Raw genomic sequence first — 13721 nt, forward strand, 5'->3', positions numbered from 1 at the left:
ATCATGCTTGATTTCCTGCTGAAATTCCAGAGCCGACTATCTGATGAGGAGACGATGTCCCGGCAAGCTCGAAATGCCGGGCAAACGCCTCAAATCAGCAGCAGGCCCTTCATCGAGGCATTGCCCTTGCGGCCGATGATGATGTGGTCGTGCACGGCAATGCCGAGTGGCTTGGCGGTATCGATGATCTGCTTGGTCATCTCGATGTCCGCGCGGGACGGCGTCGGGTCCCCGGAAGGGTGGTTATGCACCAGAATGACGGCGCTGGCTGAGAGTTCGAGCGCGCGCTTCACCACCTCGCGCGGATAGACTGGCGTGTGGTCGACGGTGCCGGTCTGCTGCACCTCGTCGGCGATCAGCCCGTTCTTCTTGTCGAGGAACAGGATGCGGAACTGCTCGCGGGCCTCGAAGGCCATGGCCGAACGGCAATAGTCGAGCAGTTGTGTCCAGTTGGATAGGACTTCGCGGCCGCGCACCTCGCCGCGCGCCATCCGCTGCGCCGTCGCGGCGACGACCTTCAGGTCGGTCGCGACATTCGGCCCGATGCCTTTGACTTCTTCAAGCAGCGATGCCGGCGCGCCGAGCACTTCCGCCAGCGAGCCGAAGCGGGCGATGAGCGCCTTGGCGATGGGCTTGGTGTCGACGCGCGGGATCAGCCGGAACAGAAGCAACTCGAGCAGTTCATAGTCGGGCAGGGCGTCCGGGCCGCCGGCGGCAAAGCGTTCGCGCAGGCGGTCGCGATGGCCGTGATAATGGGGCTTTTCTGCTGCCGCGGTCTTTTTCAGTGCCGCCTTTGGCGGCTCGACCCAGCCTTCGGAAAAGAACGCCCGCTCGTCCTCGACTTTGCCCATACTCGCCCGCTCCCCCTCAGGCTTTGGTTGAACCTAAAGCAATTCCAGGAAAAGTGTGAAGCGGTTTCCGTTCGGAATTGCGTTAAACAAGAGCGTGGAGCGACCATCGTTTCCAGGAAACGATGGGCCGCTCTACCCCGGCAGGCCAGGGCGGTCGAGCTTTTTCGGCGACAGCGTGAAGATCTCGCAGCCGGTGTCGGTGACGCCGACCGTGTGCTCGTACTGCGCCGACAGCGAGCGGTCGCGCGTGACCGCCGTCCAGCCGTCCGACAGCACTTTCACATGCGGCCTGCCGAGATTGATCATCGGCTCGACGGTGAAGATCATGCCAGGCCGCATCTCGACGCCTTCATTGACGGTGCCGTAATGCAGGATGTTCGGCGCGTCGTGGAAAAGCTGGCCGACGCCGTGGCCGCAGAAGTCGCGCACCACCGAGCAGCGCTCGGCCTCGGCATAGGTCTGGATCGCGGCGCCGATGGCGCCGGTGCGGGCCCCGGGCTTGATCGCGGCGATGCCGCGCATCAGGCACTCGTAAGTCACCTCAAGCAGGCGCTCGGCGGCGCGCTTGATCGTGCCCACCGGATACATGCGCGAGGAATCGCCATGCCAGCCGTCGAGGATATAGGTGACGTCAATGTTGACGATGTCGCCTTCCTTCAGCGGCTTGTTGTCGGGAATGCCATGGCAGACGACGTGGTTGATCGAGGTGCAGGACGATTTGGTGTAGCCGCGATAATTGAGCGTCGCCGGCAGCGCGCCGTGGTCCATGCCGAATTCGAAGACGAAGCGGTCGATCGCTTCCGTCGTTACGCCGGGCTTCACCATCGGGACAAGCTCGTCGAGGCAGCGCGCGGTGAGATCGCAAGCCTTACGCATGCCGGCAAAGCCTTCCTCGCCGTAAAGGCGGATCTGGCCGGTGTTTCGAAGGGGCGCGGTGGAGGCGTCGAGATAGGTAACCATTCTTGTCCGTTTGCCGGGTGGGCTCCCAGGAGCCGAATGCGAAAATTTGCCTCAGATTTGGCACCGGAAGCCGCAAGGTTCAAGGACGAAGTGCGATTGCGGCCTCCGTGGCGGCTATCCTCCGGCCATTCCATGCGTTCGGTCGGTCCTGATGTTCGGAGAAGGAACAGCGGCGGTCGTGCTCGCCGCCATCTTCGCGCTGCCGTCCGCCTATCTGCTGATGTTGGTATCCGCTTGGCCTATGACGCGGGGACGGACCCGCCAACCAGCAGCGGCAAGGGGCCGATCTGCCGCACCGGCGAGCCGATTCTTCATCGAACTGAGGTCACATTTGCGAGTCAGAAGCCACCAAAAGCAACTTTTCAGAACGAACGGCGTTGCTCCGGCTACGCCAGTTTGGGGAGACAGGGAATGGACAGACTGCAATTCGAGGTGCCGGTGCGCATCACGCCCGCGCCTGGCCTGCCGGTCGAGGAAATCTACAGCGTCGAGCAGGCGCTCGATTTCCTGCAGGATTGGCCGAAGCGCCGGCAGGGCAAGATCTACGAAGCCGCGTTCAATGCCTGTTTCGGGGCAACGGTTGACGTGGCCAGCACCGAGGAAGCCTGCCGCGCGTTCGCAGCCTTCTGCCGCGTCAGCGGATTGCTGGCGAAGGACGCGATGTTCCCTGGCAAGCGTGGCAGCGGGGCAGGAACGTATCGCGAGACGCGCGCTTAAAGCGCGATCGCAGTTTTCAGCCGCCGAACGACACGCCCCGATAGCGCATTCCCACCTGCACGCCGCGCACGATCACGCGCGACAGGATTTCCATATCCAGCGGCATTTGCGGACGCCACACGTCGAGCAGGAGAGCGACGCGGGGTTGATGCGAGTTGTTCATGACCTCGTGCTCGAATGTGTCGTCCCAAAGCATGCATTCGCCGTCGGCGATGCGCCTTTCCTCGTGATTGATCATCATGATCGTTGCCGGACGGCCGTCCGGCTGTTTGGGGATGACCAGGCCGAGATGGAACCGCATGATGCCGCGAAAGGGTCCGCGGTGCGGCGGGATGTGCTTGCGCGGGGCGAGGAACGAGACGGCCGCCGATTTGACCTCGGGGCACTCCGAAAGCAGCCGGCTCAGCACCGGCATGCGCGCGAGGTTCTCCGGGATGGTCATGTCATAGGCCTTGAGCACGAACATGCGCCAGTCGAGACCGTCATTGGCCGAGATATCGACCTGCTCCGGCATGATGTCGTGGAAGCGCGGCGCCTTGTTCAGCTTCGCCGCCAGCGCCTCGTCGCGGATATCTTGCCAGGCGGCGGTGAACTTCGCGGCGTTGGGAAAATGTGTGCCGGCGTCAAGAATGGCCGGTGCATCTATGCGCTTTTCATAGATACGGCGGACCAGATTGGTTCCGAGATCGTAGGCGCCTGGCATCTCATTACCTCAACGACGCTGTTATATAGTGGGATATTGCTTGCGGCCATCGCTCACGGAGATTTGTACCGGTCGTCAACAGGCGGATAGACATAGTGCGCCCAGTCCAATGGGTGTTCGTCTCACTGCCCTTCGATGTCCGGCGCGGCACTGGGCGGCGATTGCCCTCGACTCGTCATGGATGTCTTAGTGTACCGATGATGGCCTCGCTCGCTGCATCGTGATAGCGCGAGCGTTGCGGAACGGCGTCGCCGGATGCGAATTTGCCGATCCGATGTTTGCCAGGATGACACCATGCGCATAGGCAAGATTGCGTTCTGCGCGGCGGCGATGGCCGTTGCTGCCACACATTTCGCCGACGCTCGGCCCGACACGCGCAAGATGACGTGCGCGCAGACCCAGGCGCTGATCGAGAGCCAACATGCGACGGTGCTGAGCACCGGACCGAGCACCTATGATCGTTATGTCCGCCAATTCGGCAACGAGTGCGATGCTCCTTACGTGCCGATGGTCGACTATGTCCCGGCCAGCGATGGCCGGTGCATGGTTTATCGGTGCGAGGAGCCGGCGCCAATGGTTCCGGATTGATCGGCGCTTGCCGCGCCGCAACGCATCCGCTGCCTGTCACTTGACCTTCTTGATCTCCGGGCCCGCCGGCTGGTCGGTCGCTGGAGCCGGCGTGCAATCCTGCCCCTTGCACTCCAGGGCGGGATCGTCCTTCGGCGGCAGGCAATTCTGTCCCTCACAGTGAACGGGCGGCTGCTGTTGCGCTGCGCCGCCGTTTGACTGGGCGGGCTGATCCTCGGCGAGGGCGGGCTGCAGAGCGGCCAGGGCGGTCGCGACCGCGCATAAGAGAGCTGTCCGAAGCAGGTTCATCCGCGCCTCCATGAGGAGGCAGAACTCTACACCGAAATGGCAAAGTCGTTGAGCACCGATTTGAAGGTGGCCGCCAATGTCTTGGCCAAGCAAAGGAGCCCTCACGGCGACCTCTACTGCGGTGATATCGATCACGTTACGGGTTTCGTCCCGGTGCGGGTGGGCAACTTTCGCGGAGGAGGCAGCTGAACTGCTGATAAGTTGTCTTTGGACAGTCGAGGGCTCGCTGGCGCTGGCGGCGGGCTATTCTTTGTGCGGAACAATATACCTGACGGAGCTGCCGCCGTGCGTAACCGTAACTGTCGTATAGCCGGCAGGCAGGGAGCCTGTAACAACCAAATCGACGACCTGGCACCGCCCGATCATTCTTCCGTTGGGAGCGCCCGCGAGTTCAGCTGCCAACGAGGTACGGCATTCGTTGAGGGAGGCGAACACCCGAGGCGCCGTCTTCAACGGTTTGCAGATGGACGCATCGCCTGGGCTGCACGAAAGCAAAACCATCACTGCCGCAGTTGCCTGGTCCATCGCCAAAGTTCCTTTGTGGAGCTTTCAACGCGGGCGAAATCGCTTTGTTTCAGATTTTGCTAAAATATGGGGGGAGCATGCCTACCGGATCAACTCGGCGATCAATTTTGACGGACCGGTCTTTGTCACTGTCGCCCCCGCGATCAGTTCCTTGGCGTCGGTTCGGAAATCTATTGGCCAGAAATGGACAGGTTTGGCAAGAAGCGAGCTAAGTGCTTGAAAGACTGGTACGCCCAAGGGGAATCGAACCCCTGTTACCGCCGTGAAAGGGCTGACCTTTCGACCCTTTCCCGTTCGCCGATATTCGCAGAAGTGCTTATTTTCTACGCTTTTCGTGCGCAAGCGTTCACCCATGTACAAGGAAGGATATTCGACGTATATTCGACGTGTTTTCAAAACACCAAGGCGGAAACACCGTGGCCAAGACGCTCAAGGAAGCCCCGATCACGACGGCAAGCGCGCGCAACAAACTCCCAACCGGAGAGTATGCTCGCCGGCTCGATGCCGACGCCGCGATCTGGTATCGGCGCGGCAAGCGTGGTGGCGTCTGGTTCACCCGCTGGCGCAACCACGGGGCAGGGGCCAATTACCTCCAGGCCCCAGTCGGTCCCGCCAACGATGTAAACGACAAGCCCACGGACGGCTTGCTGACTTTCTCCCAGGCTGAGACCCAAGCCCGGCAGATCGTTGCCAAGGCCAGGCAGGAAGCGAAAGCCGCTGCCGCTGGCCCGGTGCTGACTGTTAGGCTCGCCGTCGAAACCTACGTTGCCGAACGTGACGCCCGAGACAGCCGCCGGAAGGGCAGGGAGGTGCGTTCCGATGCCAGCCAGCGGTTGCGCCGGTACGTGCTTGGGCAGGAGAAGCGCGGCAAGCAGGAAGCGGTGCCAGCGGCCAAGCTCGCCGAAGTGGGCTTACATGCTCTGAAAGAGAGTGACCTTTTGGAATGGCGCAAGGCGCTTCCGGAGGAGTTGAAGGCCACGACAGAGCAGCGGCTTATCAACGATCTCAAAGCATCTCTGAATGGCGCCTATGCTGTGCATCGGGAAAGACTTGACCCAACACTGCCCGCAATCATCAAGCACGGGCTGAAGGCCGAGAAGATGGACACCGACGAGGCTGCGCCGCTCGCTCGTGACAATCAGATCCTATCCGCCGCACAAGTCGGCAAGCTGCTTGCCGCCGCCCGTGAGATAGACACGGAGGGGAACTGGGACGGCGATCTGTTCCGGCTCGTTGTGGTGCTCGCCGCCACCGGGGCGCGGTTCTCACAGGTAGCTCGCATGAAGGTTGGCGACGTGCAGCGGGCGCAAGGGCGCCTTATGATTCCAAGCTCTCGCAAGGGCAGGGGCGGCAAGATCGCCAGCACGCCACATCCGGTAGGCAAAGACGTTCTGGACGCGCTGCTGCCAGCGACGACGGGCAGGGGCAACGAGGAAATCCTTCTGGAGCGGTGGCGCAGCAAACAGGTCGCGGGCTCGATCGGATGGGAACGCGCCGGTCGCGGCTCATGGCAGTTTGCCAGTGAGCTGCAGCGGCCATGGCAGGAAATCCGGGAGCGGGCGAAGCTGCCGGCGGCGATCCCCTATAGCTTGCGCCACAGTTCGATTGTCCGGGGCATCCGGGCCAACCTACCTATAAGGCTTGTCGCCGCACTGCATGATACCTCTGTGCCCATGATCGAACGGCACTATGGCCGCTGGATCGCGGACGGCCTTGAAGACCTGGCTGCGGCGGCCGTGGTGCCGTTGGTGCCTCTGGAATCGAACGTTGTCGAATTGGGGCGCCGGTAATGGCTTCCGATTTCATTCGACATCAACTCGACGCTAAGATCAGCGACTGGGAAGAGCGGCTGAAACAGCCTTCTATCCTGCCCTCCCACGCCGTCGCAGAACTTCTTTCGAAGCTCGACGCTGGTGGCCGTGCCGACGACCCCCTGTGGCGTCAGTATATAGAAGACGCGGTTTCTCAGAATAGGATTTCAGATCGCTTGCAGATCGCGCGCTGGCATTTGGCAAGCGGTGATATCGAAGGTACGGCGCAGGTTATTCACGACATCGAATGGCCGGTCGAAGTGGTGAAGAACTTGATAGCCAGCAACCTGCCAGTGGTGAACTCATTTTCGGCACCTCACTATGAGCGTGGCCTTGGCACGCTCCAGGCGGCAAAAGATGGACACACTTCGGTGCACGGTACGGAAGATGAAAAGATAAAGAAGTGGCGCGAACAATGCGCCGCGTTTGACCAAGCATTTGCCGCCAAGAAAAAGACGACAGGTGCTCAGAAAAAGACGATAGGCGAAGCGGAACGGGAGGCGGCAACGATTTGCGGCGTCTCTCAGAAATCGATTGGCCGAGCCCGTAAAAAGCGAGACCAGGGCCTTTTGAATTAATTGGGACAGTCCCGCCACTGTCCCAAGTAAAACAATCCAAATTTGGCTCCGTGAACAGCCGCGCATTCGCGCAAATTCATGGAGCACTCAAAAATGAACGACGGCAAGCTAGGCCTCACAATTGACGAGGCGGTTGACCGCTCCGGCATAGGCCGCACCAAGATTTTCGAAGCAATCAAGCTCGGCAAGTTGACGGCGAGGAAGGCCGGCAGGCGAACCATCATCCTCAATGACGAGCTGTCCAATTTCCTGAAATCTCTTCCGGTGAAGGAGGCCGCATAATGACCGCGACCTTCACCGACGACCATTCGTCCTGCGATTCCGCCGCCGTCGAGCGCGGGCTGATCTTTCTGAAAGAAACACCCCGCCATCTTCGCGGCCCAAGCGTGCCAGCTTTGAAAAGGCTCGGCTTGAATACAAAGCAGGCGTGCGAAGCGCTTCGCCTTCATTCGCTCGAATTGGCGAGGGCGACCTGATGGAGATCACGAACGAAAAAGCCGGCCCGCTGCGAACGGAACCGGCTTTCAAAATCGAAGTAGTTGAACCAGCACAGCTTAAACAAAAAGGGCGAAAAGCTCAAGACGGTCTGACCCCGCAGAAGCGGTGGCAGAACGCAAATCGGCTGGCTCGTTGGGCTCATTTGGCCACGACTAGCGCCATCAGGAAGGGCATTTTGGTTAGGGAATGTTGCGCGGTCTGCGGCTCGCCCAAAACCGACTTTCATCACGACCCGCGCTTTTATGACCAGCCCCTTCGCGGGACCTGGCTTTGCAGAAGGCATCACCAGGCAGAACACCGCCGCTTGCGATGCGAGGCGGTAGAATGAGCAACACCCGCAATTTCACCATGGTCGCGCCTGGGCTCCACAGCTCCAGGCGTTTCCTAGCCCTCGATGATAGCCAGCGCGCGCTGTTCTTCTATCTGCTCACCAGTCCCCACCAGAGCAGTTGCGGCTGCTCTCAGATTCGGCCGGGCTATGCCTGTGCCGACCTCGGCCCGAACTGGCCTGAGCCGAAATATCTCACCTGTCTTGGCGACCTGGAAGGCGCCGGGCTCATCATCACCGATCCCGAGACCAACGAGATCTATGTCACTCGCTGGTTCAAGCATAACTCCAAGGGTTCCTGGAAATACGCGAAGGCCGTCCAGAGCCAGATCGACAAGATCGAGAGCGAGATGCTCCGCGAGAAGGTGAGCGCGGACTTTGCCGAGACCGAGCTTGGACAGGCGGCCTATGAGGCTGGCGAAGCTGAGAGAGCCGCCAATAGGCCGTCCGTAGCCAACAGCGAAAGCCGGCTCACCAGCACCAGCTACCTGCGCAAGGGTGACCCGGACGCCCACATCTACCGGAACGTGAGATAGCCCATGGATAGGGTATCGCAGGACTATCGATATACCGAGACGGAGACGGAGACCGAGATTGAGACCATACCCATACGAAAAACCGAAAAAGAGACTTTAGAGGTTCGCTTTGGAAAAAGAAGTCTTCTGAGGTTTTCGTCAGAGCTCCAGCGTCTGCCCTACGTCCAGGTGAAGGAAAGCCGACCGAGGCGCGACCATTTCGGCGATCGGCTCGTTCGCAGAAGCGGCGAACTCTTCCAAAGCCTCTTCGACCTCGCTGAGGGAAGCCGCCGTTATCTCCAGGTGAAAGAGCACCCGGTGGGTCAACATCGCGATCTTGGCGTCGCGGAACAGTTGGTGGCCGTACATCGATGCGGTGTCAAAATCGCCGACCAGCAAGAGCTTAGCTCCTCACACCGAATTTTTCGGCGCTATCATCCTCAGTCGCCGCCGGGCCGCCTTCGCTCGCGCCTGCCCATTTCGAACGCGGTCGCAAAGCGCAATGCTGACGGCAACCCCATGGCTTGCGTCGAGCATCTCTTCCGCTCGCTTGAGCGAGAGAGCGGCACGCTTCGCACGTTGTCTCGCAGCTGCCATTTCCAGAACTACAAGTTCGACCGTCATACCGTTAACTCCCGGGGTCTGGTCCCTTCAAGAAACCAACCGGCGCCGGCAGCAATGGTTCCTGCGGCATGGTGGCTGCCATGAGTCGCGGCCGGCCACCAATCGGCACCCCTGAAGAGCGCCTTGAACGTAGGCGCCGTCTCGGCCGCGAACGCTATGAGCGCATGAAGCAGCGCGAAGAATCGGGCGCCATCCTTGTTCCGGTGCAAATTGATCATGTGCTTGTCGGCCTAGCGCTCGAAGCCGGAGCAGTTGATGAGGCCGGAAGTCGCAATAGAAACCGGCTCGCTAGGGCAATAGTGCGAATAGCGACAAACGCGTTAATCACGGCGGTTGCTTCTGGGCGTAAATTGTCCAGCGAGTAGGAGAACCACCATGCTAGCCAAAACTCCAAAGGCAACCGAACTAGATTTCGCCAGCGTCTTGAAGATCCCGCCGAAGCCGGCCGAGATCGCCGAGGCCGAGCGCAAGTGGCAGGGTGCCGTAGCGGAACGTGAGGCGGCTCAGGCCAGGCACCGCGAGATGCATCGGCAGTACTTCAACCAGACGCCGGGCCAACCGCCGAAGATTACGGCGGCCGAAGTCGATCAGGCCGGCGCCGAGATTGCTCCTTTCCAGGCTAGGGAGCTCGAGGCGATGCGGGCGCTCGAAGCCCAGCGTGCGGCCTTTGACGATGAGCTTGCGGCGCTTCGGAGCAAGATCGACGCATATCGCAATGCCATCTCCGAGAAGATCGACCAGCTCGAAGACCTCATCGGTATCGGAGCCCAATTCTACGCCGCGTCGATAGAGGCCAAGGTGCGGCTTCCCTCCAAGATGCCAAGCCGCTGCCAGAGCCTGCTCGGGGCTCATGGCTTGCAGATGTTGCGCAAGATTTTGAACGCGGTCGACTGAAGGATATCGAAATGTACATCGTGCGAGACATGGGAATTTTGGCCAAGTCCGACCCGTTGCGCGGGCTCCGGGCATCTCAGCCAACGAGAAAGCCGGCTGCAAAGGTGAAGCTGAGTAGCGCAGGAGCGAAAGCGAAGCCGGTTCGCGTCGTCAAGCTTAGGGGCGGCGATCCGGTGCAGCGGGCCAAAGACCTCGAACAAATTCGCAAACTCGATCGCGCCGGCCTGAACGAACACAACTGCAAAGCCGTGAAGGTGATGAAGGACAACTTCTTCCGTCGCTACGGCGAGAGGGTGTGAACTTTGCGCAGGCAGGAAACCCACGACGAGACAATCGCAAGGCTCTGGCAGGAGATCGAGGCCAAGAGGATTGCCGATCTTGAAGCGCAATACGCGCCAAGGGCCGCTCCTGCCAAGCCGACATGGACCAAACGACAGGACGGCACCGACGAGATGTCGATACCTGCTCGTCCTGGCGCTCGAATGATCCACGGCCTTGCGAGCAGTTCCAGCATCAACAGCCACGGATATGCACTGATCGCCAACGGCATGGACTGCGAATTGCCGGTGCCGCTTCTGTCCAGCCATAAGGGCTACGACGCGCCCATTGGCGAGGTGTTCTACGTCAGGCGCTCGCAAGACCGGATCTATATCCGAGCACAGATCAACGACAACGAGGCGGGTGACTTCGCGTGGGAATTAATCCGCTCGGGTGAGTTGCGCTGTCTGTCCGGTGCCGCGCGCAATTCTTCCTTGCGCATGCAAGGGATTGTCGAGGGCAAAACCTTCTATGGCTCTTGGGAGCTTCTAGAGGTGTCCATCTGCCAAACCGGGGCAAACCCCGATTCCGTGCTCGAGGTCTATCAGCTCGGCTCGAACGAAACGAAGTTCTTCAGCCGCCCGATTGCAGACAGAGCATCCAAGACTGCGGCAAAGCACAGTGAGCCTGAGGTGCCTTACGCGGGCGTATGGGCAGAGGGCCACCAATACGAGCGAGGACAATTCACCACTGCCGGCGGCGCGCTCTGGCACGCTGAGGTAGCAAGCAAGGGCGTCAAGCCTGGGACCGCACCAGGAACATGGAAGCTTTGCGTCAAGCGCGGCGATGCAGCGAAGTTGGAGAGGGCTCATGCCAGCACCAATGCTTGAACAGATCGATGTGGTGCTCGCCGAGAATGGCCGCACCATCGTCCTCTACGGCTATGGCAAAGACGATGCACTGTGGATGCAGTCATTCGATCTCCCCGATCCGATCAAGGAGGAGAACCTCGACCATCAGCAATGGCGTGCCGCTGCCCGTCCTGAGGCATGGAGGGCGATACCATGACCGTCATACCCCGGGGGGCGTGGTCGCGTCCAAAAAAGGCATCTCTCCACAGACCGCTCGGGCAGTTTTCTTTTCATAAACGGCCAGAATTTTTGTTTCAGAAGTGAGCTTTGAACATGGCAGTACGCGGCAGACGATCAGCAGCAAGCTTCGCGGTGGCTTCGGTCGTCAAGGTCGGTTCAAAGACCGATGTGGCACCAGCCGAGGGCCTTTCCGAAGCGGAAGTCGCTGTGTGGATGGAAGTTCTAGCGGCGATGCCCAGGGGATGGATTCGGCCCGAAAATGCCGAGCAGCTTGCGGCCTATGCTCGACACGCTGTCAGCGCCCGCGATCTCTCGAAGCTCATCGCCGAATTTAGGGCCGACTGGTTGAAGGAATCCGGCGGCCTGGAGCGGCTCGATCGCCTTCTGAAGATGCGGGAACGGGAGTCCCGATCGGCACTAGCCGCGGCTCGCAGCTTGCGCATCACTGTTCAAAGCCTTGATCCGAAGACCGCCGGTCGAAAGGCTGCGAATGGCCCCAACTTCCGGCCGCCGTGGGAATGATCATGACCCAGGAAGAGCGGCTTCACATAGCCCGAAATTTGATCGTGGCCGGAATCGAGATGGCATTCCAGGTCACGGGCAGCGGGTTGGCGGCCCTCGAAGAGACCGAGACCGCTATGGGTGCCTTCCTCGCCGCGCACAAGAACCAGGTTTCCGTTGCGCAACCTGGCTCCGATATCACCCTCAACTATTACGCCGCTCCCGGCGAAAGCACCGAGACAGCCAAGCAGCGGGCGCGCGAAATGTTCAATGAACTCGTGCTCCAGGCATCGAGAGCATAAAGGAGATCAATGCATGCTTTTAGGCGGCGCATTCTTCGGCCAGAACAATGGTCCACCTCCGGTTGTCCGCACGCCGTCCTACTGGAATAGCGGCGGGCGCGGCGATCGTACCGCGTCGATTGCCGTAACCACCACCGCGAGCCTTGGCGCGGGGACCATCAACAACATTGTTGACGGCGACTTCACGGTAAATTCAACGGGCGCCTGCTGGTTCACCAACGGGCAGTCGTCGAAGGAAATCAAGTTCGATTTCGGGAGCGGCATCACCAAAATCGTCAACGGCTTCAGGTGGGTACAAAACCAGCCCAACACTCACGGTACTTGGGTGCTTGAGGCGTCCAACGACGACAGTTCCTATACGCAAATTGGATCGTCTTTCACGCTCGGCGGGATTTGCTCGACGTATACGTTCAGCAATGGAAATGGATATCGTTATTATAAGTTGCGGCAAACTGCCGGCACGACAAGCAGCAGCCCTTGGCTTGTCGAGGTCGAGTTTTCCCTCGCCGACACGACCACGGACGGCGCCCGCGACGCGTTGGAGGCTGGTGACCGGACGGGCACGATAGCTGTGACGACCACCGCCTCGCTTGGCTTTTCGTCATCCATCAGCAATCTGGTCGATGGAGCATTCGGCGCCAGCGGCACGGACTCAGCAGCATTTACCGGGAGCGAGAGCACCAGGGAGATCAAGTTCGACCTAGGCTCCGGGAAAATCATAACGGAATTCTTGTGGGTGCAAACCGCTGGCTCATTGACGAGCGCGACGGGTTCTCATGGCACCTGGGTGTGGGAGGGATCGAACGACGATTCCAGCTATACCACGATCGGAGCAAGCTTCACGCTTGGCGGTACGCAGCTCCTCGATATCGCACGCGCCAACTCAACGGCCTACCGTTACTACAAGCTGCGGCAGACGGCAGGCACCACGAACAGCGGACCTTGGCTGGTAGAGATCGAATTCAAGATCAGCTGAGGAACAACTCGCCGGGCGAGGAGCGCGGAGCGCCGCGGCGGGGGCGGTTGTCCGGTTCGTGTTTCGCTTCAGGGTACGAAGCGGAACTTATCGTCGGGATTTGGAATTGTACTTAGTTCGGCTAATCAGTGGTATATCGGTCAGGCCAACAACCTGGGGGATGCCATGGCAGCCGCAAAAGAAGCGATCATCACAATGACTGTAAAGCAAGCAATCGGTTTGATAGTTGGTGGGGCTTTAACCTTAGCTAGCACCTTGGTCGTGACCGCCTGGGTGTTATGGTCCTTTACGATGGGCAGTCTCCAGAACGATGTGGCCGACATTCGTGCCGCTCTCACCAAGACGCAAGATGGCAATGAACAGACGCGCGATTATGCTCAATCAACGGGAAGTGAGCTTAAGAATGAGTTTGGCAATCTGACCGCCGAACTCAAAATTACGAACTCTCGGCTCAACGATCTATCGAACTCGGTCACCCGGCTCGACGGCAGCATTCAGTCGGTCGACATGAGACTTTCAAGGTCAGTAGACCAGCAAACCGCCTTCGAGCGGTGGGTTGCCATTAGGCTTGGACCAGCGGGTACAGAGCCCGCTAAATTTCAACTCCCGCCTGATTGGGAAAAACAGCAGAATGACATCTTCACCACCCTTACGAAGGGCGACGACCCATTTACTGGATGGTTCAAGGCGGTCCAAAGTCACAAGTGAACTGG

At 60.0% G+C, this 13721-nt stretch carries 21 protein-coding genes; 16 read left to right on the forward strand and 5 right to left on the reverse strand.

Going from position 1 to position 13721, the window contains the following annotated elements:
* Positions 1 to 89 precede the first annotated feature (89 nt).
* Positions 90 to 851, reverse strand: a complete 762-nt coding sequence (gene radC / locus LB553_RS05350) for a RadC family protein (RefSeq protein WP_224511318.1) — start codon at positions 849 to 851, stop codon at positions 90 to 92.
* 132 nt (positions 852 to 983) lie between these two features.
* On the reverse strand, positions 984 to 1811 hold the full coding sequence (gene map, locus LB553_RS05355) for a type I methionyl aminopeptidase (protein WP_224511320.1): 828 nt from the start codon (positions 1809 to 1811) through the stop codon (positions 984 to 986).
* Between the two features lie 411 nt (positions 1812 to 2222).
* Here map and LB553_RS05360 point away from each other — a divergent pair, with 411 nt between their 5' ends.
* The gene (locus LB553_RS05360) at positions 2223 to 2528 is read left to right on the forward strand and encodes a DUF982 domain-containing protein (RefSeq protein WP_224511322.1); all 306 of its coding nucleotides are present in this window, start codon (positions 2223 to 2225) and stop codon (positions 2526 to 2528) included.
* A 16-nt stretch (positions 2529 to 2544) separates the two neighbouring features.
* Here the strand turns inward: LB553_RS05360 and LB553_RS05365 are convergent, their stop codons facing one another.
* Positions 2545 to 3231 (reverse strand): aspartyl/asparaginyl beta-hydroxylase domain-containing protein, encoded by a 687-nt coding sequence (locus LB553_RS05365; protein ID WP_224511324.1) that lies wholly within the window; start codon positions 3229 to 3231, stop codon positions 2545 to 2547.
* Positions 3232 to 3525: 294 nt separating this feature from the next.
* Here LB553_RS05365 and LB553_RS05370 point away from each other — a divergent pair, with 294 nt between their 5' ends.
* Positions 3526 to 3819: a hypothetical protein gene (locus LB553_RS05370; protein ID WP_224511326.1), complete on the forward strand. Its 294-nt coding sequence runs from the start codon at positions 3526 to 3528 to the stop codon at positions 3817 to 3819.
* A gap of 36 nt (positions 3820 to 3855) precedes the next feature.
* Here the strand turns inward: LB553_RS05370 and LB553_RS05375 are convergent, their stop codons facing one another.
* Positions 3856 to 4242 (reverse strand): hypothetical protein, encoded by a 387-nt coding sequence (locus LB553_RS05375; protein ID WP_224511328.1) that lies wholly within the window; start codon positions 4240 to 4242, stop codon positions 3856 to 3858.
* Between the two features lie 328 nt (positions 4243 to 4570).
* On the opposite strand from LB553_RS05375, the gene LB553_RS05380 reads away from it, so the two are divergent.
* The 6 genes from LB553_RS05380 to LB553_RS05405 all read left to right on the forward strand — a co-directional run bounded on the left by LB553_RS05380 (position 4571) and on the right by LB553_RS05405 (position 8383).
* Positions 4571 to 4852, forward strand: coding sequence for a hypothetical protein (locus LB553_RS05380; protein ID WP_224511330.1), 282 nt, complete (start codon positions 4571 to 4573; stop codon positions 4850 to 4852).
* 196 nt (positions 4853 to 5048) lie between these two features.
* Positions 5049 to 6422, forward strand: a complete 1374-nt coding sequence (locus LB553_RS05385) for a tyrosine-type recombinase/integrase (protein WP_224511332.1) — start codon at positions 5049 to 5051, stop codon at positions 6420 to 6422.
* Entirely contained in the window at positions 6422 to 7021 is a 600-nt protein-coding gene (locus LB553_RS05390) for a hypothetical protein (protein ID WP_224511334.1), read from the forward strand. The genes LB553_RS05385 and LB553_RS05390 overlap by 1 nt, the downstream gene beginning before the upstream one ends.
* Positions 7022 to 7114: 93 nt before the next feature.
* Positions 7115 to 7303, forward strand: coding sequence for a DNA-binding protein (locus LB553_RS05395; RefSeq protein ID WP_224511336.1), 189 nt, complete (start codon positions 7115 to 7117; stop codon positions 7301 to 7303).
* Complete coding sequence (locus tag LB553_RS05400; protein ID WP_224511338.1) at positions 7303 to 7497, forward strand: hypothetical protein; 195 nt, start codon at positions 7303 to 7305, stop codon at positions 7495 to 7497. Before LB553_RS05395 ends, LB553_RS05400 begins: the two co-directional genes overlap by 1 nt.
* Before the next feature lie 346 nt (positions 7498 to 7843).
* Entirely contained in the window at positions 7844 to 8383 is a 540-nt protein-coding gene (locus LB553_RS05405; RefSeq protein WP_224511339.1) for a hypothetical protein, read from the forward strand.
* A 138-nt stretch (positions 8384 to 8521) separates the two neighbouring features.
* On the opposite strand, the gene LB553_RS05410 is transcribed toward LB553_RS05405, so the two are convergent.
* The gene (locus LB553_RS05410) at positions 8522 to 8761 is read right to left on the reverse strand and encodes a hypothetical protein (protein ID WP_224511341.1); all 240 of its coding nucleotides are present in this window, start codon (positions 8759 to 8761) and stop codon (positions 8522 to 8524) included.
* A gap of 600 nt (positions 8762 to 9361) precedes the next feature.
* Here LB553_RS05410 and LB553_RS05415 point away from each other — a divergent pair.
* From LB553_RS05415 to LB553_RS05450, 8 genes are all read left to right on the forward strand, one after another.
* On the forward strand, positions 9362 to 9880 hold the full coding sequence (locus LB553_RS05415) for a hypothetical protein (protein ID WP_224511343.1): 519 nt from the start codon (positions 9362 to 9364) through the stop codon (positions 9878 to 9880).
* Positions 9881 to 9891: 11 nt separating this feature from the next.
* Positions 9892 to 10179, forward strand: a complete 288-nt coding sequence (locus tag LB553_RS05420; RefSeq protein WP_224511346.1) for a hypothetical protein — start codon at positions 9892 to 9894, stop codon at positions 10177 to 10179.
* A gap of 3 nt (positions 10180 to 10182) precedes the next feature.
* Entirely contained in the window at positions 10183 to 11028 is an 846-nt protein-coding gene (locus LB553_RS05425) for a hypothetical protein (RefSeq protein ID WP_224511348.1), read from the forward strand.
* Positions 11021 to 11206, forward strand: coding sequence for a hypothetical protein (locus LB553_RS05430; RefSeq protein WP_224511349.1), 186 nt, complete (start codon positions 11021 to 11023; stop codon positions 11204 to 11206). The genes LB553_RS05425 and LB553_RS05430 overlap by 8 nt, the downstream gene beginning before the upstream one ends.
* A gap of 116 nt (positions 11207 to 11322) precedes the next feature.
* The gene (locus LB553_RS05435; RefSeq protein WP_224511351.1) at positions 11323 to 11751 is read left to right on the forward strand and encodes a hypothetical protein; all 429 of its coding nucleotides are present in this window, start codon (positions 11323 to 11325) and stop codon (positions 11749 to 11751) included.
* A 2-nt stretch (positions 11752 to 11753) separates the two neighbouring features.
* Entirely contained in the window at positions 11754 to 12032 is a 279-nt protein-coding gene (locus LB553_RS05440) for a hypothetical protein (RefSeq protein ID WP_224511353.1), read from the forward strand.
* 13 nt (positions 12033 to 12045) lie between these two features.
* The gene (locus LB553_RS05445) at positions 12046 to 13008 is read left to right on the forward strand and encodes a hypothetical protein (protein ID WP_224511355.1); all 963 of its coding nucleotides are present in this window, start codon (positions 12046 to 12048) and stop codon (positions 13006 to 13008) included.
* Between the two features lie 165 nt (positions 13009 to 13173).
* Positions 13174 to 13716, forward strand: coding sequence for a hypothetical protein (locus LB553_RS05450; RefSeq protein ID WP_224511357.1), 543 nt, complete (start codon positions 13174 to 13176; stop codon positions 13714 to 13716).
* Positions 13717 to 13721 lie beyond the last annotated feature (5 nt).

The organism is Mesorhizobium sp. CA8 (genome assembly GCF_020164955.1).
Classification (GTDB): domain Bacteria; phylum Pseudomonadota; class Alphaproteobacteria; order Rhizobiales; family Rhizobiaceae; genus Mesorhizobium.